Consider the following 25,772-nt stretch of genomic DNA (forward strand, 5'->3'; position numbering starts at 1 on the left):
TCGCGGCCCGCTCCGCAAAGGTGTTCCCGTCGCGGGAGTCCCGGGCAGGCCGCGGCTCGCCTGCATGGCGCCCCTCGACCGTGCGGCCATGACGCACGGTCAAGATCCGTCCCGATGCACGGCTCAGGTGGCAAGGGAATCCTGGCCCGGTGCACCAAGGCGCGGCCCCAGTCGATCGTGATGGGCGCCGAGTTCGTGGATCTGCACTCGAAGAAGCAGGTCGCCCACATCCGCTCGATGCGCCTCGGCCTCCCTTCGCAGCTCCGCGCAAACGGAACAGTCCTGATCACTCAGCACGTGGTCTCCACCCTTCCAACTCGGCTACACACCCATCCAGTTGCCCGCCGCGAGCCCGCTTCGGCGCGCCTCTCGCCGCGTTCCCCCGAAATGAGGATTTTTGCGGGGCGACGCGACCTGACCGAATCGACCCCGGTGTATCGGCGCCACTTCCGTCCGCCCACGTCCGCGGGGACACGGGGAGCCGTCGCGGTCGGCACGAACACGCGCGCCACTCGGCCGCGTACGCGCGAACGAGAGCGGGGCCGGGTTGTCAGCAGCCACCCCGGTGCGGGATGGTTGCCGAAAGGCAACATTCCCGTCGAGTTGATGAGGTGAGGGATTCGCACAGCGGGTCCTCGATCTTTGGCTTCCACCCGAGCACGGACAGGTGTGGTGCCGGCACGGGACTTTCCCTGGGGCAGTGCCCCCTACCCGGTCCTGATCGCTGACACGTACGGCATTCTCGTGGAGCGCAACCAAGTTGCCGCCGCACTGCTGCCCCTGGCGGTCCCGGGGGCGCTCCTGCGGGACACGGTCCCGAGCTGGCTCGCGTCCGCCCATCACGCAATGCCACTCCCCGGACCACGCACGGAAGAAGCGGACTCAAGAACTGCGCGGACGCTCACGGGCACCATCGACGGCCGCCGTTTCGAAGCCCACCCGACCGTGCGCGACGACGGCACGGTGGCCTGGTGGCTGGTGGACGACACCGACCACCAACTGGCCCACGAGGCACTGGAGATGGAGCGGGAGCGCACCGCGTTCCTCGCCGAGGCGTCCAACACGCTGCTCTCCTCACTGAACCTGGGGCGCTGCATGGATGTGACGGCGCAACTGGCCGCTGAAAGCCTCGCGGACGCCGCCGTGGCCATCGCACCCTCGCGGGGCCGTCGACTGCCGGTGGTGCGATGCGTGCGCGGCGGCTCTCCCGTACCGGCCCAGGAGACGGTGGATCCGGACGCCGTGCCGGGTCTCGGGGAGGCGCTGCGTGGGTTTCCGCCGATCCCCTCCCGGTGGATCGATCCGGCCGCGGCTCCCGCCTGGATGGTGCCCGAGGGCTTCGGGCCGGTCAATTCGGTAGTGATCACCCCGCTGCCCGGACACGGCGTCCCGGCCGGGGCGTTGGTCCTGCTGCGCAGGGCGGAGACGGCTGCCTTCAGCGAGGACGAAGAGGTCTTCGCCAGGCTCTTCGCCGCCCGCGCCGGCGCCGCGATGTCGGCGGCCCGTCTGTATGCGGAGCAGTCCGCGATCACCGACGTGCTCACACAGGAGCTGCTGCCGCCGGTCCTGCACCGGATTTCCGGAGTCGACTTCGCGGGGCGCTACCGGCCTTCCGCCGACGACGAGCGGATCGGCGGCGACTTCTACGACGTCCATCCCGCCGCGGTGGAGGGCGAGGCCTCTTTGGTGACGCTCGGAGACGTGTGCGGCAAAGGTCTGGAGGCCGCTGTCCTCACGGGCAAGATCCGCAACACCCTGCACGCACTGCTGCCTCTGGCGGACGACCACCAGCGCATGCTGGACCTCCTCAACACCGCGCTGCTGAACTCCCATCACACTCGCTACGCGACCCTGCTCCTGGCCTCGGCGATCCGCCGGGGCGGCACCGTGGACGTGAAGGTGACCAGCGCGGGTCATCCGCCCCCGCTGATCGTCCGCACCGGCGGCACGGTGGAGGTCGCGGACACGCGCGGCACCCTGGTGGGGGCCATGCCCCGCATCAATTCCCGCACAGCCACGGTCACCCTCGCTCCGGGTGAATCCTGCGTTCTGTACACGGACGGAATCACCGAGGCCAAGGGGGGCCCGATGGGCGACACCCTGTTCGGTGAGGAACGCCTCACGCAGGCCCTGTCCCGATGCGCGGGAATGCCCGCCGAGGGCATCTGCGAACACGTGCAGATGCTGGCCTCCCAATGGCTGGGAAACCGACGCCACGACGACATGGCCGTCGTCGTGATCTCCGCACCGCGCTCACATCACCTCAGTGCCGTGGACGGCCGCACGCGCGGCAGATTCACCGGCTGAGCATCGGCACTGCGCACCGTCCGTCCAGCCCCCGGCCGCCCGGCTCGGCCACCTCAGGCACCAGCCGGTTGCGGACGAACCGGCAGATATCGCGAGTTCGGAGGGCGGACGGGCCGTTCAGAGCGGCTTGAGGGGGAAGAGGGCGGTGACGCGCTTGCCCGCGTCGGACGTGGTGGTGTGCAGGTCCGAGCAGAGCATGGCCACCAGGTGGAGTCCGTGGCCTCGCGGCCGGGTGGTGTCGCGCGGCTGTTGCCGGGGCTCCCGGCGAGAGCTGTCGCGCACGCGGATCCGCAGCTGCTCGGCACCGACGGTGAGTTCCAGTTCGAGCCCACCGGGACCTGGCGCATGGCGCATGGCGTTGGTGACCAGTTCACTGACCACGAGCTGGGCGTCCTGGCTCGTCTGCGTGTGGGGCGGGTGCCCGGCGCGAGCGAGCAGGGCTCGTACTGCTCTGCGCGCGTGGGCGATGGGGAGGCCGTCTGCGCCCCAGCTGATGCTGTCCCTGAGGGAACCATCGAAGTCGTATACGGGCGGGAGGGCCATGAGGCTGTTCCTGGGCTGTAGTCCCTGACGTGTGATCATGTGGTCTCTCTGGCGTGACGAATGCCTACCCCGTATCCGCCGGGATATATGAGGTATCGGTTTCAGCCGGCCTGTGTGGGGCCGTTTTCGACGATGGTGAAGTGTTCCAGAACTCCGCTGAGGGACAGCAGCCGATGCACGCCGGGCGGAAGCGGGCCGAGCAGCACCATCGGCCGTCCTGCGGCCCGGTGCCGGCTCCGCGCCTCCAGCAGAGCGTTGAGCAGCATGCTGTCGGCGAAGCGCACCGCGGACAGATCCACCGCGGTGAGGGTCGGCCCTGTCTCGTGGGCCGCTTCCCACACCGCGGCGAAATCGTCGGCGTCGTCGGCGTCCGTGTCACCGCTCACGGTGATCAGCAGTGTCTCGTCCAGTCTGGTGACGAGCACCTTCGGACCGTCGGGAAAACCATGCATGGCGGCATTTTTGCACGCTCACGCACGTGCCACTCCATGCGGTATCGGGTCACGCCGATCTTCGCGGTAGTGGCAGCCCGGCGTCAGCTGTAGGAGATTCCGTCGAGCACGGCTGTCACGGTCTTGCCCCTCGCGCCGGTTTCGACAGAGACCGAGCGGGCGAGGTTCTCCACCATCAGCCAACCGAAACCGCCGGGCACCGAAGGATCCCGTGGAATCCGCGTGGGCTGTGACGTACTGCGGTCGGCGACCTGGAGGACCAGTGCGTCGTCGCGTACCCAGGCGCTGAAGCGGGTGATCCCGCCACCGTGGCGCAGGGCATTGGCCACCAGTTCGCTGGCCACCAGCAGCACGTCCTCGTACAGGCGCCGGGCCTGGTGGCGAGGAAGGGTGTCGCACAGCGGCAGAACCGCTGCCCCCGCCTCTGTCCGCGCCTGGGCGCAGGTGAAGTCCGGCGGCGAGGAGGCTACATCATCCGGTGACGGACTCTCGTGGACCGACATGGCGCACCCCCTTTTCCGTGTTATGCGTCTTTTATGTCTCGCGTCTCGTCTGCCCGACGCCTTCGGCACCATGCGTTCGCACATCTTCGCGCACGGGCCCCCGCTTCCGTCAGCCGCCCTCGTGTGCGTCCGCGCACACTTCTTCAGCAAGTTCCCGGCGCGAACGTGTGGGCGCTCAGGGCAGCAGCTGTTTGGTCTGGGGATCGAAGCAGACGAGGTCATGGGCCCGCGCGAGACCAGCGACGTACTCGACCGCCTCGGCCCTTCCGGGGCCGCTGATGGCGATCAGCAGGAGCGGGCCGCTGGCCTGCGAGGTCACAGCCGTGCGCTCCTCGTCCGTCTCCGAAGGCCAGCGCGAGGCGAGGGCCTCCTTGATCTTCAGGACGAGTGCGGTCGCGGTCTGCCTCGGACCCGACAGATAGAGATCCCGGAGCTCGTCGTACGCCGCGCGGGCCTCGCTCGTGTCCTGAAGCGAGTTCGAGTCCCACAGCGCCAAGTGATAGGTCATACCCCAGATTCGCACCTCGCCGCGTTGCCCGCGCCGGATGTGCGGTTCTGTGACGCAGCGCCTTTCAGCGGGAACGGCCCACCCACGGCCGGGGCCGGACGGCAGAGAGTCCCGCCACCGGGGCGGGACAGTCCGTGGAGCGGCAGTGTTCGGGGTCAGCTGGCCGGAATCGGTCCGGTCACCTTCTCCAAGCGGAGCAGATCGTGCGGGTTGAGGCCGGACAGCTCGCAGATCGCCTCCACGGAGCCTCCGCGGCGAAGGGCTGCCACTGCTTCGAGTTCGGTATCGGCCCGAGCGGCGTCGAGCGCCTCCTGGGCGTCACGCAGGCGGTTGGAGGCCAGTTCGAGCGAGACGAGTTCCATGCCCCCGAGGATCCCATGCCGGCCGGCATCGACGGCAACGGACAGGCCCAGTGCCTCATCGGCGCGCAGCAGTTCGACGGGGCGGGCGGCAGGAGAGCCGTGCCGGGTTCAGTCCAGCGACATCCTCCTCTGCTCTTCCCCGGGCCGTCTCTCCGATGTGCCGGCCGTGGGGATTCTCAGCATCTTGGTCACCGATCCGTCGTCACCGACCACGTCGCGGACGTACCGGAAGCCCAGCCGCTCGCACATCGCGAGGCTCGCGGCGTTGTCCGCACCGACCATGCCCCAGGCCTCGGTCAGGCCGAGATCGTCGGCCGCGTGTCTCAGCAGTCCCCCGACCACCTCTCCGCCCAGGCCTCGGCCCCAGTACGCGGGGAGGAGGGCGGCCACCAATTCGTGGCCGGGTACGTTGCCGGTCTTCTTGACTTCGGCGTGACCGACGTACACGCCGTCCTGCCACAGACCCCAGACGTCGAAGCGACGCCCTGGATACACCTCGGTGAGGATCGCCGTGAACAGTGCGCGGAGTTCGGGTTCCGGCACGAGGTCCTGGCCCATCCAGCGGCACACCTCCTCGTCGCGCAGCAGGGACACGAAGTGCTCCTCGTCCTCGGGCCGGTAGGGGAGGAAGTGCAGGCGGTCGGTGTGGAATTCGGGGGTCATGGCGGGTTCCTCGGTGTCGGCGCTGCGGGGAAGGCGGGGGCCCGGCCACTGTGGTGGCGCGGCCGGGGTTGCTCGTGCTGTGCGCAGGCGCGGGGCGCCGGACCGGTCGGGCCGGTCCGGCGCTGCCCGCCGGCCGGGCCTCAGGCTCCGGTGTTCTCCATGCGTTCGCGCAGGCTGCGGGGACGCATGTCCGTCCAGACCTCGTCGACGTACGAGGTGCACTCGGACTCGGTCCCCTCCTTGCCGACGGGCTGCCAGCCGGCGGGGACCTCGATGTCGACCGGCCAGAGGGAGTACTGCTCTTCGTCGTTGCGCAGCACCTGGTAGCGGGTGTTCTCGTCCATGATTCGATCCTTCGTGAAGGGTGGGTGACCGGTCGGGCCGGCCGGGAGGGTCGAGGTGTTGGCCGGGGTCGGGGCACGCGGGTGCCGGGGGCTGCGGTCCCGGGGCCGCCGTTGGGGCCCTCGGCGCCGAAGAGGTTCGGTCACTGGCCGCCTCTGGCATGACGGGCGATGTGACGCAGGGCCTCGGCGAATTCCTCGGCCACGCGGCTCACTGTCGCCGTGTCGTGCAGGTCCGGGCGGTGGTGCCAGGTGAAGGCGAGACGGCCGTGCTCGACGGAACCGACGATCTCCAGTGCGTGCGAGCCGCCGTCACGGGGGTCGTGGTCCTGGCCGAGGGGGCCGTGCTGCACGCGGACGAGGCCGTTCCCGGTGGCTTCGGGGCGTGCGTCCCACTGGCCCAGGTAGTTGAACACCAGCTGGCTGTGCGCGCCCGCGCCCAGCTGTTCGCGCTGTTCCGGAGTGCCGTACGTGCGCAGCGCTCCGAAGCCGACGCCCTTGCCGGGTACGGCCCGCAGCTGACGTCGTACCGACTTCACCAGGGCCCGCCAGTCGCGATCGGGCCCGAGTCGGCCCGGGTCGTCGACCTGGAGGGCGATGGGGTGGACGCTGGTGAACCAGCCGACGGTGCGGGTCAGGTCGACCCCGTCGATCAGGTCCTCGCGGCCGTGGCCCTCCAGGTCGAGACGGACCCGTTCCTGACCGGCCCAGCGGGCCAGGGCGAGGGCCAGGGCTGCGAGCAGCACGTCGTTGATGCGGGTGCGGTAGGCCGTGGGCGCGGCACGCAGCAGGGTTTCGGTGTCCTCCTCGTCGAGTTCGATGCCGATCACGGCAGCCGGCGCGGTGTGGACGGAGTCGGGCCCGTGGTCGGGCGCTGTTGCCGCCTCCACGATGTCGCGCCAGTGGGGCAGCTCGGCGTCGAGCCCGCCCGCGCGGACGTGTGCGGCGATCTGGCGGGCCCAGTCCCGGAAGCTGGTGCTGCGCTCCCCCAGGTCGACGGGGGCGCCCCGAACCGCCTGCTGGTAGGCCGTTTCCAGGTCGTCGCCGAGGATGCGCCAGGAGACGGCGTCCACGACCAGGTGGTGGGCGATGAGGAGCAGGTGGGCGGGGCGGCCGGGGCCGCCGGTGAACAGTGCCGCTCGCAGGTGCGGGCCGTGGGCGAGGTCGAAGCCGGCGTGCAGTTCGTCGGCGGTCTTCTCCATGACCGCGTCCGCGTCTTCCGGGGACAGTCCGGACAGGTCGTACTGGAGGAGGAAGTCGGGCTCGTCCGGACGGGCGGCGGCGGGCGGCGGGTTGAACTGGTGCCAGCCGTCGGCGTCCCGCGTGAAGCGCATGCGCAGCGCGTCGTGGTGTTCGAGGAGGGCGAGGAGCGCGGCGTTGAGGGCGTTCGGGTCCGGGGTCCCGTCGAGTTCGAGCAGCGCCGATTGGTTGAAGTGGTGGTGGGCGGCGCGGGGTGTGGTGAGGAACCAGTCCTGGATCGGGGTGAGCGGCACCTCACCGGTCGCCGGGCCCTGGGCGGTCTGCTGGGGGGCGGTGCGGACGACCGAGGCCAGCGAACCGAGGGTCTGGTGTGTGAACAGGTCCCGGGTCACCAGATGGAGGCCGTCGCGGCGCAGCCGGGAGACGACCTGCATGCTCAGGATGGAGTCGCCGCCGAGGGCGAAGAAGTTGTCGTCGATGCCGATGTCGGTGACGCCGAGGACATCGGACCAGATGCGGGCGATGCGCCGCTCGGTGTCGGTGCGCGGCGCGCGGTAGGGCCTGCCGGTGCTCAGGGCCGGTCCGGGGACGGGCAGGGCCCGCCGGTCGAGCTTGCCGTTCGGCGTGAGCGGCAGGCGCTCCAGCGGCACGAAGAGCGAGGGCACCATGTGCGGCGGCAGCGTTTCGCCGAGGTGCTCGCGCAGGTCGTCGACGGGGAGCGGGGCGGGGCCGCCGGCCTGGTCGGCCGCCGGCCGGGCCGGCACGACGTAGGCGACGAGCCGGGCCGGGCCCGAGGTCGGCGCGGGCTGCCCGTCGTCGGTCGCGGGGCGGGACGCGTCGGTGCGGACGACGACCACGGCGTCCCGGACCAGGGGGCTTCGGCGCAGCGCGCTCTCTATCTCTCCCGGTTCGATGCGGAAGCCGCGCAGCTTGACCTGGTCGTCTACGCGTCCCGCGTAGACGAGTTCGCCGTCCGCGCCCCAGCGGGCCAGGTCCCCGGTGCGGTACATCCGCTCCCCCGGCAGCCCGAACGGGTCCGGGAGGAACCGCTGGGCGGTCAGGCCGGCACGGCCGAGGTAACCGCGGGCCAGGCCTGGGCCCGCCACGTACAGCTCGCCCGTGACACCGGGCGGGACGGGCCGAAGAGCGGTGTCGAGGACGTACAGGCAGGTGCTGCCCGAGGGGCGGCCGATGGACGGGGTGCCGGCGTCGGGGGCGAGCGGGCCGGTCCAGCTGGCGACGACGGTGGCTTCGGTCGGCCCATAGGAGTTGATCATGCGGCGGCCGGGGGCCCAGGTGGTGACCAGGTGGGCGGGGCATGCCTCGGCGCCGACGATCAGGGTCCGCAGGGCGGAGAGTTCGGCGGCCTTCTCCTCGGGGACGGTGGCGAGGGCGGCCGGGGGGATGAGGGTGTGGCTGATGCGTCGGACGGCCAGCACCTCTGCCAGCCGGTCGCCGACCAGCGGGCCTTCCTCCCCGGTGACCAGGGTGGCGCCGCTGAGCAGCGAGGTGCACAGCTCAAGGACGGAGGCGTCGAAGCTCGGGGAGGCGAACTGGAGCACCCGGTCACCGGGGCCGGCCGCGTAGCGCTCGGCCGCCGCGGCGGCGAAGGACGCGAGTCCCCGGTGGGTCACCACGACACCCTTGGGCGTGCCGGTGGATCCCGAGGTGTAGATGACGTAGGCGGGGTGTCCGGGCCGCAGCGGGTCGGTGCGGTCGGCGTCGGTGGGCGCGGTGTCCGGTCCGTCCGCCGTCAGGACCTCCGCGGGATCCGTCACGACGTGGTGGGCGCCCGCGTCGCGGATCATGAACTCCCGGCGGGCCGCCGGGTAGTCGGGATCGACGGGCAGGAAGGCACCGCCGGCCTTGGCGACGGCGAGCTGGGCCACCACCATGGCGGTCGAGCGGGGCAGGGCGAGGGCGACCACTCGCTCCGGTCCGACGCCGTCGTGGATCAGGCGGTGCGCGAACCGGTTGGCGGCCCGGTCGAGTTCCTCGTAGGTCAGCTCCCGATCGCCGTCGCAGAGCGCGGTCGCGGCGGGCGTGCGGGTCGCCTGCCGCTGGAACAGGTCGGGCAGCGACGACTCCGGTACGGCGGCGCCGCCCCGGCCCAGGGCGAGGAGCTCGCGCTCCTGCTGTCCCGAGGTCAGCGGCAGGGCGCCGAGCGGACGGGCGGGGTCGGTGGCGACCGCGTCGAGGAGGATTCCGAGGTGTGCGGCCAGGCGGTCCGCGGTGGCCGCGTCGAACAGGTCGGTGTTGTAGGAGAGCAGGCCGTGCAGTGCTCCGTCCGGTGCCTCGGCGAATTCGAGGGTGAGGTCGAAGGCGGCCTGATGGGTGTCGGTCTCGACGTCGCTGACGCGGAGGCCCGGGAGGTCGAGGTCGGCGGCGGGGGTGTTCTGCAGGACGACCATGACCTGGAAGAGCGGTGTGCGGCTGGTGTCCCGGACCGGTTGAACCGCGTCCACGATGCGCTCGAAGGGGACGTCCTGGTGCGCGAAGGCGTCGAGGACCGTCTGGCGGACGGTGCCGAGGAAGTCGGTGAACGGTCGCCCGGTGTCGACCTGGGAGCGGAGGACGAGGGTGTTGACGAAGAACCCGACGACGTGCTCGGTCTCGGCGCGGTCGCGTCCGGAGGTCACGGTGCCGACGGCGATGTCGCGCTGTCCGGAGAGCCGCGCCAAGTAGGCCTGTGCGGCGGCCACCAGGGTGGTGAACAGGGTGGTGCCGTTCTCCCTGGCGACCCGGGTCAGCCGTGCGGTCGTGTCGGCGGGCACGACGAGGCGGGTGGTGGCGCCGTTGCTGGTGCGGACGGCGGGGCGGGGCCGGTCGGTGGGCAGGTCCAGTGCTGCCGTGTCGGCCAAGTGGTCGGTCCAGTAGGCGAGTTGGCCGTCGGCTTCGGCGGCTCCCGCAGTGCGTTGCCAGGCCGCGTAATCGACGTACTGGATCGGCAGCGGTGTCAACGGGGCTTCGTGGTGGCCGAGTTGCGCGCGGTAGGAGTGGGCCAGGTCACCGAGGAGGACCGAGGTGGACCAGCCGTCGGTGACGATGTGGTGCATGCCGAGGGCCAGGGCGTGGTCGTCATCGGCGAGCCGGACCAGACTGGTGCGAAGGAGCGGCCCTTGGCGCAGGTCGAAGGGGCGCTCGCGTTCCTTCGTGAGCAGTGCGCGCAGGGCCGGATCCCGTTCCGCCGCGGGCAGCGCGGACAGGTCGTGCAGCGGCAGCGGCACCGAGTGCGGCGGGTGGACGATCTGCACGCCGTGGCCGTCCGCGCTGTCGAAGGTGGTGCGCAGCGACTCGTGGCGGGCGACGAGAGAGCCGACGGCGGCTGCGAGCGCTCCGGTGTCGAGGTGGCCGCGCAGGCGCAGGGCGAGCGCGGTCACGTACTCGCTGCCGCCGGGCGCGAACTCCTCCAGGAACCAGAGGCGTTGCTGGGCGTACGACATCGGGAGCGCCGCGTCGCGGGCGGCCGGGGTGATGGCCGGGCGGGCGTCATGGGACTCCTCGGTGAGGAGCGTGGCGAGTGCGGCCGGGGTGGGGCGGGTGAAGACGTCCCGGGGGGTGAGATCGGTCGCGAAGGCCTCGGAGAGGCGGGCGGCGAGCCGGATGCTGAGGATGGAGTCGCCGCCCAGGGCGAAGAAGTCGTCGTCGACACCGGGCGGTTCCATCCCGAGTACGTGGCCGAAGACCTCGGCCGCGCGGCGCTCGGCCTCGGTGCGGGGCTCGGTGCGCTCCGCGCGCGGGGCGGCCCCGGGTGCGGGCAGGGCGGCGCGGTCGACCTTTCCGTTGGCGCTCAGGGGCAGCGCGTCCAGCGGGACGATGTCGGTGGGCACCAGATAGTCGGGCAGGGTACGGCCGGCGAAGTCCCGCAGGTCCGCCGGATTCCGGCCGGCCGGGCCCACGACGTAGGCGATCAGCCGTTTGGCGCCGGACCGGCCCGTACCGGCGAGCACCGCCACGTCCGCCACCTCGGGGTGTCCGGCGAGGACGGCCTCGACCTCGCCCGGCTCCACCCGGAAGCCGCGGATCTTGACCTGGTCGTCCGCGCGTCCCAGGAACTCCACCGTGCCGTCCGGGCGGCGGCGCGCCAGGTCACCGGTGCGGTACATGCGGGCGCCGGCGGGGCCCTGGGGGTCGGCGAGGAAGCGGGCCGCGGTGTCGCCGGGGCGCCCGAGGTATCCGCGGGCCACGCCCTCGCCGGCGAGATACAGCTCACCGGCACTGCCCGGCGGGACGGGTCGCAGCCGTCCGTCGAGGACGTGGACGCGCATGTCGTCCAGGGGGCGGCCGATCGGGACGGTGTCCGGCACGTCGGACGCGTCGGCCAGCGCGTGGGACGTCGCGAAGGTCGTGGCCTCGGTGGGGCCGTAGCCGTCGACGACGCTCAGCCCGGGGCAGGCGGTGAGGACGCGACGCAGGGCGGCGGCGGGCACCACGTCACCGCCGGTCCACACCTGCCGCAGGCCGGCGAAGCAGTCCGGCGCGTCCTGGGCGAGGAGGCGGAAGAGCCCGGCCGTCAGCCACAGTGCCGTCAGCTCCCCCGCGCCGGCGAGGCGCCGGATCAGGGCGCCGTCGACGGTGCCCTCGGGGGCGACGACCACACGGCCGCCGTTCAGCAGCGGCGCCCACACCTCGAAGGTGGCCGCGTCGAACGCCACCGGGGAGTGCAGCAGCACCCGGTCACTGATGCCGTCGGCGAACCGGCTGTCGGTGGCCAGCGCCGCCACGTCCCGGTGGCGCACCGCCACCGGCTTGGGCCGGCCGGTCGAGCCGGAGGTGAACATGATGTACGCCAGTCGGTCGGGATCGCCGGACGGCAGCGACGCCCCGTCGTCGCCCGTGCGGGCGGCGGCGACATCGGCGGCGGTGAGCTTGGCCGTGACGCCGGCCGCGTCGAGCAGGACCCGGCGGCGCTCCTCGGGAGCGCGGGAGTCGACCGGTACATAGGTTCCGCCGGCCGCGAGGACCGCGAGCTGAGCGACGACCAGATCGGCGGACCGGTCCATCAGCAGCGCGACCCGACCTTCGGGAGCGAGACCGTCGGTCAGCAGGCGTGCCGCCAACTGTGCTGCATATCGAGCAAGTTGACGATATGTCAGCTCATGCTCGCCGTCCTGTACGGCGACGGCTTCCGGGGTTCGCCCGGCCTGCTCGGCGAACAGGTCGACGGGGCTGCGCGGTCGCGTCACGCGCGCCGGGGTGTTCCAGGAGGCCAGCAGCCTCCGGTCGTCGGGGGTGAGCGCGTCCAGGTCCGCGAGGTCGCCGTCCAGGCCCTCGGCGAGGGCGGTGAGCAGGACCGTGAGGCGCTCCACGGCCCGCTCGACGGTCTCCGGGTCGAAGAGGGCGGGGTCGTAGGCCAGGTCGAAACCGAGCCGCTCGGAGAGGTGGGCCCGCAGGCACCACGGGAAGGTGGGCGCGTCATCGGCCCTCACCTCGGCCACCTGGACACCGGTGCGGGCCGTGGCCGCCTCGTCGACGGGGTAGTTCTCGAAGACGACCATGCTGTCGAACAGGGCTTCGCCGGACGGCACTTCGCTGCCCGACTGGATGCGGGGCAGGGCCAGGAAGTCGAAGCGGCGGGCCTCGGTCTGCGCCTCCTGAAGGTCGCGCAGCCAGGGCAGGACCGCCCCACTGGACAGCCGGACCCGGGTGGGCACGGTGTTGATGAACATGCCGATCATGCCCTCCACACCGGGCAGTTCGGCCGGGCGTCCCGAGACGGTGGTGCCGAACACCACGTCGTCGCGGCCGCCGCAGCGGGCCAGGAGCAGCGCCCAGGCGCCCTGGACCAGGGTGTTGACGGTCAGTCCGGCGCGGGCGGCTCCCGCGCCCAGCCGCGCGGTGACGTGTTCGTCCAGTTCGTGCCGGACCAGGGCGGTGGCGCGGGCCCGGTGCGCCTCGTCCGGGGTGCGGTCGTACGGGAGCGGGGTGCGGGTGGTGAACCCGGCGAGGGTGTCGCTCCAGTGGCGCTCGGCGGCCGGCCGGTCCTGTTCGGCGAGCCAGTGCAGGAAGTCCGCGAAGGGGCGCCGCACCGGGAGTTCCGCGTCGGGACCGCCGGTGAGCGCGGCGTAGCGCTCGCACACCTCGGTGAGGAGCTGGCCGGTGCTCCAGCCGTCCAGGGCGATGTGGTGGGTGGACCACAGCAGCAGCACCTCGTCGTCGGGGAGCGCGGCGACGGTGAGCCGGGTGAGCGGCGCGGCGTTCAGGTCCATGCCCGCGGCGCGGTCCTCTTCGAGCAACTGCTCGGTGTGCTCGGCACGTTCGGCTGTGCCGAGCGCGCGCCAGTCGAGGTGGCGTACGGGCAGTTCGGCCCGCCGGTGCACGACCTGGACCGGCTGCGGCAGGCCGCGCCAGTGCACGCTGGTGCGCAGCGCCGGGGTGCGGTCGGCGACGAACTGCCAGGCCGCGGCGAACGCCTGCGGGTCCCCCACTCCGGACAGGCGGACCGCGATCCGGTCGAAGTAGGCGCCATCGGTGTCCACCAGGCCGTGGAACAGCATTCCCGCCTGGAGCGGGGTGAGCGGCAGGACGTCCTCGATGTGCCGGCCGTCGCCGACGAGCCGGTCCAGTGCCTCCTGCGACAGCCCGGCGAGCGGGAAGTCGGAGGGGGTGCGACCGCCTGCGTCGGGGCTCGCGCAGTGCGCCACGATGTCCCGGAGCGCGGCGGCCATCCGCTCGGCCAGGGCACGGACGGTGGCTTCGTCGTGGACGGCCGCCGGGTAGTTCCAGCCCAGTTCGAGCCGTCCCTCCTGGACGATGCCGGTGATGTCGAGGACGTACGGGCGCGGAGCATCCGGGTCGGTGTCGCGGCCGGTCGGCGCCAGGGCGCCAAGCAGGAGGGCGTCGCCGGTGCCGCTGCCCGCGTCCCACTGGCCGTGGTAGTTGAAGCCGACCTGCGGCGCGGGAGCCCCGGCGAGCGGGCTGTCCGGCAGCAGGTGGCGCAGCGCGCCATGGCTCAGGCCGTGCAGCGGGACGGCTCGGAGCTGTTCCTTCACCGAGCGGAGCGTGTCGTGCCATCCGGCACCGGGATCGACCCGCAGCGCGAGCGGGAACTCCGCGGTGAACCAGCCGACCGTGCGCGACAGGTCGACGTCGGCGAAGAGGTCCTCGCGGCCGTGGCCCTCCACGCCGATCAGGACCGTGTCCCGCCCGCACCACTGCGCGAGCGTGTGGCCGAGTGCGCTGAGCAGGATGTCGTTGACCTGGGTGCGGTAGGTCTCGGGGACCTTGCGCAGCAGGGCGTCGGTGGTGTCCGCGTCCAGTGTGACGGTGACGGTGGCCGAGGTGCCGTACGTGTTGGGGCCCGGTCGGCCCGCGGGCAGTTCGGCCGGTGCTTCGGCCGCCTGCCGCCAGTGCTCCAGGTCGGCGGTGAACGCTCCGGTGCGGGTGTGTTCGGCCAGCCGGGCCGCCCAGTGGCCGTAGGCGGTGCCGGCGGACGCGAGGTCCACGGGGCGTCCGGCCGCGGCCTGCTGGTAGGCGGTGGCGAGGTCGGCCGGCAGGATGCGCCAGGAGACGCCGTCGACGGCCAGGTGGTGGACGGTGATCACGAGCTGGCCCGCCAGGTCGGGGCCGCGGTCCAGGAAGAGGAAGCGCGCCACCCGGCCCTCGACGGGGTCGAGTCCCGCCTGCGCGCGGTCGGTGAGGCGGTGCGCCTCCGCCTCGACCGCGGTGTCGTCGAGTCCGGCGAGATCGTGCCGGCTGAACACGGAACCGGGCGCGGCGGGCAGCGCCTCCTGGTGCCAGCCGGACGCGGTGTGCGTGAACCGGGTGCGCAGGGCGCCGTGCCGGGCGACGACGGCCTGGGTGGCCCGGCTGAGCGCCTCGCCGTCCGTGCCCGGCGCCAGCTCGAAGCGCTGGGTCATGGTGAACCGCAGGGGATCGCCGGGGCGCAGACCGTCCAGGTACCAGTGCTGGATCGGGGTGAGCGGGGCGGGGCCGGTGGGGCTGGTGGTGTCTGTCGTCGGAGCCAACTTGCCTGCGCGCAGGGCGAGTTCGGCGACGGTCTGGTGCCGGAAGACGTCCTTGGTGCTGAGGGCGAGTCCGGCGCGGCGGGCGCGCGAGACGATCTGGATGCTGAGGATGGAGTCGCCGCCGAGCGCGAAGAAGTTGTCCCGGGCCCCCACCCGCGGGACGCCCAGTACCTCGGCCCAGATGGCGGCCAGCCGCTCCTCGGTGCCGGGCCGCGGTGCGACGTACGGATCGTCGCTGTCGGGCTGGACGGGCGGGTCCGGCAGGGCGCGGCGGTCGGTCTTGCCGCCGGTGGTGCGGGGCACGCGGTCGAGCGGGACGAACGCGGCGGGCACCATGTGGTCGGGCAGCGTGCCGCGCAGCCGCATCCGCAGTTCGTCGGCCGACGGCTGCTGCCCGTCCCCGGTCACGACGTAGGCGACCAGCATCGGGCGTCCGGCGTGCTCGCGGGCGGTGACGGCGGCGTCGGTGACCTCCGGCAGTGCCAGCAGCGCCGCCTCGATCTCGCCGGGCTCGATGCGGAAGCCCCGGATCTTGAGCTGTTCGTCGGCGCGCCCGAGGAACTCAAGGAGCCCGGCCGCGTCCCAGCGGGCGCGGTCGCCCGTGCGGTACATCCGCTCCCCCGGCGCCCCGAACGGGTCGGCCAGGAAGCGGCTCGCGGTCTGGCCGGGCCGGTTCAGATAGCCGCGGGCCACCTGGGCGCCGGCGAGGTACAGCTCGCCGGGCGTGCCGACGGGCACCGGGCGCAGCGTCCCGTCCAGGACGTAGGCGCGCAGCCCTCCGCCGGGGCGGCCGATGACGGGCCGTTCCGGGCGGTCGGTGACGGGTCCGTAGACGGAGTCGACGGTGCACTCGGTGGGGCCGTACATGTTGAACGCGGTGACGCCGGCTTCGCCGTGGGCCGCGACCAGGTCCCGCCAGGTGGCGGCGGAGACCGCCTCGCCGCCGACGAGCAGCAGTTTCGGGTGGTGGCGGCCGGGGGCGAGCAGTCCGGCGGCCAGGAGTTCACGCAGGAAGGTGGGGGTGACGTTGACCAGGTCGAGGCGGTCGGCGTCGACCTGGGCGCAGAACGCCTCGGGGTCGAGGCGGGTGTCGTCGTCGATGAGGTGGACCTGCTGGCCGAGGGCGAGCAGCAGTGGTCCTTCCCAGGAGGTGTCGAAGGCGAAGGAGGCGCTGAGGGCGGCTCGCAGCCGGGTGTTTGTCCCCGAGTGCGGCAGGACGAGGTTCGCGCGGTGGTCGTGGCACAGGTTGACCAGGTGGCGGTGTTCGACGGCGACGCCCTTGGGGCGGCCGGTGGAACCGGAGGTGTAGACGATGTACGCCGTGTTCTCGGGGCGCAGCGGGTGGACGCGGTCGGCGTCGGTGGGGTTGTGGTCGGGCAGGTCGGCCGCGTCCGCGGCCTGCAGGGTCTTCTCGGTGAGCAGGGTGTGCGGGCGGGCGTCGTCCCGGAGGACGCGGACGCGTTCGTCGGGCAGGCGCGGGTCGAGGAAGAGCAGCGCGGCGCCCGCCTTGGCGACCGCGAGCAGGGCGACCAGCAGCCCCGAGGTGCGCGGGAGGCGGACGGCGACCACGGTCTCGGGGCCCGCGCCCTGGCGGATGAGGTGGTGGGCGAGCCGGTTGGCGCGCTGGTTGAGGGTGGCGAAGTCGAGGGTGGTGTCGGGCGCGACCAGCGCGGTGAGGTGCGGGGCACGGGCGGCCTGCGCTTCGAACAGGGCGGGGAAGGTCGTGTCGGGCACGGGCAGCGGCACGCCTCGGCCGAGCTCCAGCATGCGCTGTCGCCCGCTGTCGGTCATGAGGGGCAGGGCGCCGACGGTGCGGCCCGGGTCGTCGGCGGCAGCCTCCAGCAGAATGCGCAGCCGATCGGCCAGGACTTCCGCGGTGACCGGGTCGAACAGGCCGGTGCTGTATTCGAGATGGCCGGTGACGACTCCGTCGGTTTCGACGAAGTCGAAGGCCAGGTCGAAGGTGGCGTGCCGGACCGGCGGGGCGACCGGCTCCACGGCGAGCCCGGGCAGTGTGGGGGCTTCGGCACCGAGGTTGTGCAGCGCGACCATGACCTGGAACAGCGGGGTGCGGCTGGTGTCGCGCTCGGGCTGAATCGCGTCCACCACGCGCTCGAAGGGCACGTCCTGGTGCGAGACGGCTTCGAGGACGGTGCCGCGCACCTCGGCCAGCAGGTCGCGGAACGACTGCTCGGGACGGACCCGGGTGCGCAGCACCAGCGTGTTGACGAACATACCGACCACGTCGTGCAGTTCGGGGCGTTCGCGGCCGGCGGTGACCGTGCCGACGGTGATGTCCTGCTGGTCGGCCCAGCGGGCGAGCAGTATCTGACAGGCCGTCAGCAGCGTCATGAAGAGGGTGGCGTCGGCCTCCCGGCCCCGGGCGCGCAACCGGTCGGTGAGCGCGGCGGGCAGGGTGAAGGTGACCAGCGCGCCGTCCCGGGTACGGACGGCGGGGCGGGGCCGGTCGGTGGGCAGCTCCAGCGGTGTCACACCGTCCAGGGCCCGGCGCCAGTGGTCGAGGTCGGCCTCGGCCTGCTCGGTGTGCGCACGCTGCCAGGCGGCGTGGTCGGTGTACCGCACGGCAGGGGTGGGCAGTTCGGGCCGGCGCCGGTCGAGGGCGGCCGCGTACAGCTCGCCGAGGTCCCGGCCGAGAATGCCCATGGACCAGCCGTCGGTGACGATGTGGTGCACGGCGAGGACGAGGACGTGCTCCTCGGTGTCCCCGCCGGTGAGACGGGCCAGGCGGGCCCGAAGGAGTGGCCCGGTGGCGAGGTCGAACGGCCGGGCGGCCTCGCTCTCCACGAGGGCGTCGAGTGCGGCCCGGTCCGCGCAGTCCTGCGTGCGCAGGTCCACGGGGGCGGCCGGCTGGATGATCTGCCGCGCCTGGCCGTCGTGTTCGGCGAAGGTGGTGCGCAGGGACTCGTGCCGCGCGACCAGTCCGTCGAGGGCCGTGCTCATTGCGGCGCGGTCGAGCGGGCCGGTGAGCCGCAGCACGGACAGGATGGTGTGTTCGGTGTTGCCCGGCTCGAAGCGGTCGAGGAACCAGAGCCGCTGCTGGGCGTGCGAGAGCGGTACGGGAGCGCCCGGGGCGGCGGCCGGGATGAGGTCGGCCGGGGTACCGGTTCCGTCGGCCGGGTCGCCGAGGGCGGTCGCAAGGGCGGCGAGCGTCGGGTGGGTGAACAGCAGCCGGGGCGAGACGTCCGTGCCGTACGCGGCGCGCAGCACGGAGACGACCCGGACGGCGAGGATCGAGTCACCGCCGAGGGCGAAGAAATCGTCGTCGGCGCCGACTTCGTCGGTGTCCAGGACCTGCTTCCAGGCTTCGGCCACGAGCCGCTCGGCCGGTGTGCCCGGCTCCCTGCGCTCGCCGCCGGTCGCGAAACCCTCGGGTCCGGGCGCGGGAAGAGCGCGCCGGTCGAGCTTGCCGTTGGAGGTCAGGGGCAGGGCGGCCATGGGCACGTAGGCGGCGGGCACCATGTGTGCGGGCAGCAACTTGGCCAGCTGGGAACGGAGTTCGGCGGCGGACGGCGGGATGTCCTCGGCGCCGACCACATGAGCCACCAGGCGCCGCGTCCCGGTGGCGTCCTCGTAGACACCGACGGCGGCGTTGGCGACACCCGGGTGGCGGTGCAGCGCCGCCTCGATCTCGCCGGGTTCGATGCGGTAGCCGCGGATCTTCACCTGCTGGTCGGCGCGGCCCAGGTACTCCAGGGTGCCGTCGGCCCGCCGCCGGGCGCGGTCGCCGGTGCGGTACATGCGGGTGCCGGGCCTGCCGAACGGGTCGGCCGGGAAGCGGGTCGCGGTCAGACCGGGCCGGTTGAGATAGCCGCGGGCCAAACCCTCCCCCGCGACGTACAGTTCGCCGATCGCTCCGGGCGGCGCCGGACTCAGCGTCTCGTCGAGAACGTAGGTCCGCAGGTCGGGTATCCCGGTGCCGATGGGGCTCGCCGGGCCGGCGGCCGCCGTCGCCCGGTCCAGGGGTGCGTAGGTGACGTGCACGGTGGTCTCGGTGATGCCGTACATGTTCACCAGGCGCGGCGCGCTGTCCGGATGGCGCTCGTACCAGTCGGCCAGCCGGGACACGTCGAGCGCCTCACCGCCGAAGACGACCGTGCGCAGCACCAGCCGGGTGCTGTGCTCGGGGTGTTCCGCGTCGGCGCGGATCAGTGGGTAGAAGGCGGACGGCGTCTGGTTGAGGACGGTGACCTGCTCGTCCGCGAGCAGCCGCAGGAAGTCCTGCGGGGAGCGGGCGGTGTCGTCGGGGACCACGACGAGCCGGCCGCCGTGCAGCAGCGGACCCCACAGCTCCCAGACGGAGAAGTCGAAGGCGTAGGAGTGGAACAGCGTCCACACGTCGGTGGAGTCGAACCGGAACCAGTGGTGGGTACGGCTGAACAGGCGGACCACGTTGGCGTGCGGGATCACCACGCCCTTGGGGCGGCCGGTGGAGCCGGAGGTGTAGATGGCGTAGGCCGGGCTGTCGGGCAGCGGGCGGCACGCCCGGTCCGCCGGGGCGGCGGGCCGTCCGGCGAGGTCGGCACGCACCTCGGGATCGTCCAGGCGCAGTACGGGAACCGCGCCGAAGCCGGTCGCGGCCGCAGTGGTCACGAGGGCCACCGGGGCCGCGTCGTCCAGGATGCCGGTGACGCGTTCGGCGGGCAGCGCGGGGTCGATGGGCAGGTAGGCGGCGCCCGTCTTGAGGACGGCCAGGACGGCGACGACCAGGTCGGCGCAGCGCGGCAGGGCGAGGGCGACGTACTGCTCGGGGCGGGCGCCGAGTTCGACGAGGCGGTGGGCGAGGCGGCCCGCGCGCGCGTCCAGTTCGGCGTAGTCGAGCCGTTCGGTGCCGTGGGTGAGGGCTTCGGCGTGCGGGGTGCGGGCGGCCTGTGCCTCGAAGAGGTCGACCAGCGTCTCGGCGGGCCTGCCCTCCTCGGTACCGCCGCCCGCCGTGAGGAGACGCTGCCGCTCCTCGGGGGTGGTCCGGGCGAGGGCGGTGAGGGGTCGTTCGGGGTCCTCGGCCAGTTCGGTGAGCAGCAGGCACAGCCGGCCGGCGAGGTCCGCCGCGGTGGCCGCGTCGAACAGTTCCGGGTCGTAGGCGAGGTCGAAGCCGAAGCGTTCACCGTGGTAGGCGCGGAGCACCAGCGGGTAGTTGGTGGCGTCGCGCGAGGAGACGTCGGTGATCCGCACGCCGGAGCCGGCCGAACTCGTGTCGTCGAACGGGTAGTTCTCGAAGGCCACCATGCTGTCGAACAGGGGGCTGCCGGACGGCACGTCGCTCAGGGCGGTCAGTTCCGCGAGGGACACCGCGGCGAAGCGCCGTGCCTCGGCCTGCGCCTCCTGGAGGTCGCGCAGCCAGGAGACGGCCGAGCCCCGGCCGGCCACACGGACGCGCGTGGGCAGGGTGTTGATGAACATGCCGACCATGTCCTCGGCGCCGGGCAGTTCGTCGGGGCGGCCGGAGACGGTGGTGCCGAACACGACGTCCGGCTCGGCCGCGTAGCGGGACAGCAGCAGTGCCCAGGCGCCCTGCACCACGGTGCCGAGGGTGAGTCCGGCGGTGCGGGCGGTGCGGGCCAGGAGGGCTGAGGTCTGGTCGGACAGCGCGGCGGTGTGCACGGCCGCCGAGCGCGACTCGTGACCTGCCGGGCGGGCGCGGTCGACGGGCAGCGGGGTCGGGGTGGCGAAACCGTCGAGGACCTCCCGCCAGTGCCTGCGGACGGCCTCGCCGTCCTGGTCGCAGAACCAGCGCACATAGTCCCCGAACGGCCGTCGTACAGCCGGTGCGTGTTCGATGCCGGTGGTGAGGGCCGCGTACTCGGCGAACACGTCGGTGAGCACCTGGGCCAGGCTCCAGCCGTCCAGGATCAGGTGGTGGGAGGTCCACAGCAGGTGCAGCCGGGCGTCGGGCAGCCGGACCAGGGTGAGCCGCATCAGAGGTGCGGAGCCCAGGTCGAGGCCGCGCGCCAGGTCCTCGGCACGCAGCCGCTCCAGACGGGCGGCCCGCTCCCCCGCGTCCAGCGCGCGCCAGTCCAGCGTCTCGACCGGCACCTGCACGTGATGGTGCACGCGCTGGAGCGGAACGGGAAGGCCCTCCCACACGACCGAGGTGCGCAGCGCCGGGGTGCGGTCGGTGACACGCTGCCAGGCGGCCGCGAACGCCTCGGTGTCGGCCACTCCTTCCAGGAGCAGGGCGGCCTGGTCGAGGTAGACGTCGTCCGTACCGCCGACCAGCCGGTGGAAGAGCATGCCCTCCTGGAGCGGGGTGAGCGGCAGCAGGTCCGCCACGGACCTGCCGTCCCCGACGAGACGGTCCACCGCTGCCTGGTCGAGCCGGGCCAGTGGGAAGTCGGAGGGGGTGCGGCCGCCCGCGTCGGGGCGGGCGCAGTGCTCGGTCACCTCGGTGAGGGCCCGCAGCATCCCGTCCGCGAGCGCACGGACGGTGGGCTCGTGGTGCACCTGGTCGCTGTAGTGCCAGGTGATCTCCAGCGCGCCGTCCCGCACGACGGCCGACACGTCGAGGAGGTGGTCCAGCGGTTCCGCCGGGTCCATGTCGCCGGGGGGCACGTCGGCGGCGGGCGCGAAGTCGCCGCCGGTGCCGGACTCCCACTGGCCGTGGTAGGTGAAGCACACCTGGGGCAGCGGCAGTTCACCCAGCGCGCCGGCCTCCGGGACCGGCGATCCGAGACGTCCGAGCGCCTCGTAGCCCAGGCCCCGACGCGGCACGGCCCGCAGCCGCTCCTTGACGGACTTCAGGGTCGCCGCCCAGTCGGGCTCTCCCGCAGGGCCCTGCGGGGTGAGGGTGACCGGGAACTGGCTGGTGAACCAGCCGATGGTGCGGGCCAGTTCGGCCCCGTCGACCAGGTACTCCTCCCTGCCGTGGCCCTCAAGGGCGACGGTGACGTGCGGTGCGCCCGTCCAGTCAGCCAGGACCCTGCCGAGTGCGCTCAGCAGCACGTCGTTGACCTGCGTGCGGTAGACACCCGGGACGCATCGCAGCAGTGCGTCGGTGGTGGCCTCGTCGAGCCGGCCACGGACCGTGCGCACGGATCCGGCCAGCGGGGCGCCGGGCAGATCCACGGGGAGCGGGGTGCGCGGGCGGGCGGCCTCGGCGCTCCAGTACGGCAGATCGTCGTCGAGCGCGCCCGCGCGTACGCGCTCGGCCAGTTGACGGGCCCACCACGCGAACGGGGTCCTTTCGGGCTCCAGTTGTGGGCTCTGACCGTTCTCGGTCCGTCGGTAGGCCTGCTCCAGGTCGGCGAGCAGCACGCGCCAGGAGACGCCGTCGATCACCAGGTGATGAACCGTCAGGAACAGTTGAGGACGGGCGCCTTCGACCGCGGGGAGCAGGACGGCCCGCAGCATGCTGCCGGTGCTGGGGTCGAGTTGCGCGCGGGCCGACTCGGCGGCCTCGGCGAGGCCCGCGCCGTCGTGGCGGGTGAGGAGGCCGGCGGCCGGGCCGGTTCCGGGGTGCTGCTGCCAGGAGCCCTCGTCCTGGACGAACCGGGCGCGCAGGGAGGGGTGCTGTGCCACGACCGCGTCCAGAGCGCGGGAGAGCTTCGCGGCGTCGACGTCGTGCGGCAGGTCCAGGAGCATCGACATGGCGAAGCGGCTCCGCGGTCCGTGGGTGGCGAAGAACCACTCCTGGACCGGGGTCAGCGGGCCGGGCCCGCCCTCCTGCGGGCGGCGGGCCACCGGTACCGCGACCGCACGACCGCAGGCGGCCGCGAGTTCGGCGACGGTCTGGTGGCGGAAGACGTCCTGCGAGGACAGGGCGAGCCCCGCGGCCCGGGCCCGGGAGACGGCCTGGATGCTGAGGATCGAGTCCCCGCCCAGCTCGAAGAAGTTGTCGGTGACCCCGACGCGGCGCACACCGAGGATCTCGGTCCAGATCGCGGCGAGGGTCTCCTCGTCCGGAGTGCGCGGGGCGACGAACTCCCTTGCCGTGTCCGGGCCTTCGAGATCGGGGGCGGGCAGGGCGCGGCGGTCCAGTTTGCCGCTGACGGTGAGCGGCAGCGCGTCCAGCGGTGTGAACGAGGACGGCACCATGTGGTCGGGCAGGACCCTGCGCAGCGCGGCCCGCAGCGCGGCGGGCTCGGGCCGCGCATGGCCGGGCGCGGGTACGGGGTAGGCGGCGAGCCGCAGGTGGCCGTGCGGGTCGGGCACGGCGACGACTGCGGCGGCGGCGATGCCCGGCAGGTCGGTCAGGGCGGCCTCGATCTCGCCGGGTTCGATGCGGTGGCCGCGGACCTTGACCTGGTCGTCGGCGCGTCCCAGGTAGTCCAGGCGGCCGTCGGCGGTCCAGCGGGCCAGGTCGCCGGTGCGGTACATGCGGGTGGCGGGCGGCCCGTACGGGTCGGGCAGGAAGCGTGCGGCGGTCAGGCCCGGGCGGCCGAGGTAGCCGCGGGCCACCTGTTCGCCGGCGAGGTACAGCTCGCCGCCGACGCCGGGCGGCACGGGTTGCAGGCGGTCGTCCAGGACGTAGGCGCGGGTGTTGGGCAGCGGGCGGCCGACCAGCGGACGGCCCGTTCCGTCGATGCGGTAGGACAGTGCGTCGACCGTGCACTCGGTGGGGCCGTAGAAGTTGTACGCGGCGACCTCGGGGTGGGCGCCGAGTTCGCGCCAGAGCGCCGGGCCGATCGCCTCGCCGCCGAGCATGAGCACCCTGGGGCGGTGGCGCGGGTCGTTGAGGAGCCCGGCGGGCAGCAGCTGGCGCAGATAGGAGGGGGTGAGGTCGAGGAAGTCGATGCGGTGCGCGACGACGTACTCGATCAGGGCGGCCGGGTCCATCCGCGTCGTCTCGTCCACCAGGTGCAGCGGGTGGCCGTCGGCGAGCAGCAGCACGCCTTCGAGCGAGGTGTCGAAGGAGAAGGAGGCGGTGAGCGCCACCCGCAGCGGGCCGCCCCCCGCCTCGGCGACGAATCCGGCCCGGTGCGCGGCGAGCAGATGGGCGACGGCCCGGTGCGGTACGGCGACGCCCTTGGGGCGGCCGGTGGAGCCGGAGGTGTGGATGACGTAGGCGGTGTTCAGCGGGTCCAGCGGCGTCCGGCGGTCGTCGTCCGTGGGGTCGGTGCCGGGAAGCCCGTCGGGCAGCGCGGTGAGCGCGGCCTCGTCCAGGACCAGGGCCGGGCGGACGTCGTCCAGCAGGAAGCGGACGCGTTCTTCGGGCAGGGCAGGGTCCAGCGGGACGTATCCGGCGCCGGACTTCCACACGGCGAGGATCGCCGTGATCATGTCGGCGGTGCGCGGCAGCCGGAGCGCGACCAGCCGTTCGGGGCCGGCGCCGAGGCCTATGAGGTGGTGGGCGAGCCGGTTGGCGCGGGTGTTGAGAGTTGCGTAGTCGAGGCGCTCGTCGCCCGCCACCAGGGCCAGGGCATCGGGCGTGCGGGCCGCGCGCTCCTCGAAGAGCCGCGGATGCAGGGCTTCGCCGACGGGCAGGGCGGTGGCGTTCCATGCGCGGGTGACCTGTCGCACTTCGGGCTCGGACAGCAGCGGCAGGGTGCCGAGGGGCCGGTCGGGGGTGTCGGTCGCCGCTTCCAGGAGGCGCAGCAGCTGGCCGGTCATACGGCGGGCGGTGTCCGGGTCGATCAGGTCGGTGCGGTATTCGAGCAGCCCGGTGAGCGCCTCGCCGTCCGGCACGAACTCGATGCTCAGGTCGAAGGTGGCGGACTGTCGCGGCACGGCGACCGGGGAGATCCCGAGGTCGCGCGGGGCGGTCGCCGCGGGCGGGTCCGGGTGCAGCAGGACCATCACGTCGAACAACGGGTTGCGGCCGGCCTCGCGGGGGGCGCCCACCCTCTCGACGATCCGCTCGAAGGGCGTGTCGCCGTGCGCGAAGGCCTCGTTGACGGTGTCGGCGGTACGGGTCAGGAGCTGCCGGAAGGAGTCGCCGGGTGCCACCGCGGTGCGCAGCACGACGGTGTTCACGAAGAAGCCGACGGCCCGCTCCAGATCGGTGCGCGAACGGCCCGGGGTCAGTGACCCGACCGTGCTCTCCTCCTGTCCCGACCAGCGGGCCAGGAGTGCCTGGGCGGCGGCGACGAGCGCGGTGTACAGCGTGGTGTGCTGCTGCCCGGCGAGTTCGCGGAGCGTGCGGGCCACCCCGGCGGGGACGGTGAAGGCGTGCACCGCACCCGCCCCGGCCTCTTCGCCGCGCCGGGGCCGGTCCAGCGGGAGTTCGGGGACGACCGCCCCCGTCAACCGCTCCTTCCAGTGGGCCAGTTGGCGTTCCAGCCGGGCGCCGGTGAGCTGCTCGCGCTGCCAGACCGCGAAGTCCGGGTACTGGGTCGCCACCGCGGGCAGATCGGGTTCGTCGCCCCGCGCCAAGGCCTCGTAGGCCGTGCACAGTTCGCCCAGGACGATGCCCATCGACCACCCGTCGGTGGTGATGTGATGGGCCGTCAGCAGCAGTACGTGCGAGGCAGCGTTCTCGCGCAGCAGCAAGGCCCGCAGCAGGGGCCCGGAACTCAGGTCGAAGGGCGCCGAGTACTCCGCGAGCAGCGCCGCGTCCAGGCCCTCCGCCGGCACGTCGCGTACCGGCAGGGGCACCGGGGCCGCCGGGTGCACGTGCTGTGACGCCCGGCCGTCGCTCTCCTCGAAGGTGGTCCGCAGTGCCTCGTGCCGGGCCACGACCTCGGCGAGCGCACGCTTGAGGGCCCGGTGGTCGAGGGTGCCGGTGAGACGCACGGCGACCGCGCTGTTGTAGCGGGCGTCACCGGGGTGCAGCCGGTCCAGGAACCACAGGCGCTGCTGTGCGAACGACAGGGGCAGCGGCCGGTCGCGGTCGGCGCGCGGTATGCCGGCGGGCGCGCCGCCGGCGGAGCCCGCCGCGGCACGTCCGGCCAGCCGGCGGCGCAGGGCCTCGCGCAGATCGTCGGGCAGGGCTTCGGCGCGGTCTCGCCTGGAAGGCTTCGAAGACGTCATGTT

At 73.1% G+C, this 25,772-nt stretch carries 9 protein-coding genes; 1 reads left to right on the forward strand and 8 read right to left on the reverse strand.

Annotation, left to right across the window (positions count from 1 at the left end):
* Positions 1-669 precede the first annotated feature (669 nt).
* Positions 670-2,307, forward strand: a complete 1,638-nt coding sequence (locus CG740_RS20025; protein ID WP_442802835.1) for a PP2C family protein-serine/threonine phosphatase — start codon at positions 670-672, stop codon at positions 2,305-2,307.
* 117 nt (positions 2,308-2,424) lie between these two features.
* Here the strand turns inward: CG740_RS20025 and CG740_RS20030 are convergent, their stop codons facing one another.
* The 8 genes from CG740_RS20030 to CG740_RS20065 form a co-directional block, all read right to left on the reverse strand.
* The gene (locus tag CG740_RS20030) at positions 2,425-2,850 is read right to left on the reverse strand and encodes an ATP-binding protein (RefSeq protein ID WP_100576555.1); all 426 of its coding nucleotides are present in this window, start codon (positions 2,848-2,850) and stop codon (positions 2,425-2,427) included.
* A 101-nt stretch (positions 2,851-2,951) separates the two neighbouring features.
* The gene (locus tag CG740_RS20035; RefSeq protein WP_100576556.1) at positions 2,952-3,302 is read right to left on the reverse strand and encodes an STAS domain-containing protein; all 351 of its coding nucleotides are present in this window, start codon (positions 3,300-3,302) and stop codon (positions 2,952-2,954) included.
* An 83-nt stretch (positions 3,303-3,385) separates the two neighbouring features.
* Positions 3,386-3,805, reverse strand: coding sequence for an ATP-binding protein (locus CG740_RS20040; protein WP_100576557.1), 420 nt, complete (start codon positions 3,803-3,805; stop codon positions 3,386-3,388).
* A 175-nt stretch (positions 3,806-3,980) separates the two neighbouring features.
* A complete protein-coding gene (locus CG740_RS20045; RefSeq protein WP_100576558.1) occupies positions 3,981-4,313 on the reverse strand; it encodes a hypothetical protein in 333 nt (110 codons plus the stop codon).
* A 155-nt stretch (positions 4,314-4,468) separates the two neighbouring features.
* Positions 4,469-4,675 (reverse strand): hypothetical protein, encoded by a 207-nt coding sequence (locus tag CG740_RS20050; RefSeq protein WP_100576559.1) that lies wholly within the window; start codon positions 4,673-4,675, stop codon positions 4,469-4,471.
* Positions 4,676-4,783: 108 nt separating this feature from the next.
* Entirely contained in the window at positions 4,784-5,338 is a 555-nt protein-coding gene (locus CG740_RS20055; protein WP_100576560.1) for a GNAT family N-acetyltransferase, read from the reverse strand.
* Positions 5,339-5,478: 140 nt separating this feature from the next.
* Positions 5,479-5,682 carry an MbtH family protein gene (locus CG740_RS20060; protein ID WP_100576561.1) on the reverse strand — a complete coding sequence of 68 codons (204 nt, stop codon included), beginning with the start codon at positions 5,680-5,682 and terminating at the stop codon, positions 5,479-5,481.
* A gap of 140 nt (positions 5,683-5,822) precedes the next feature.
* Positions 5,823-25,769, reverse strand: coding sequence for a non-ribosomal peptide synthetase (locus CG740_RS20065; protein ID WP_100576670.1), 19,947 nt, complete (start codon positions 25,767-25,769; stop codon positions 5,823-5,825).
* Positions 25,770-25,772 lie beyond the last annotated feature (3 nt).

Source organism: Streptomyces sp. CB01201, assembly GCF_002803085.1.
GTDB classification, from domain to species: Bacteria; Actinomycetota; Actinomycetes; order Streptomycetales; family Streptomycetaceae; genus Streptomyces; species Streptomyces hundungensis.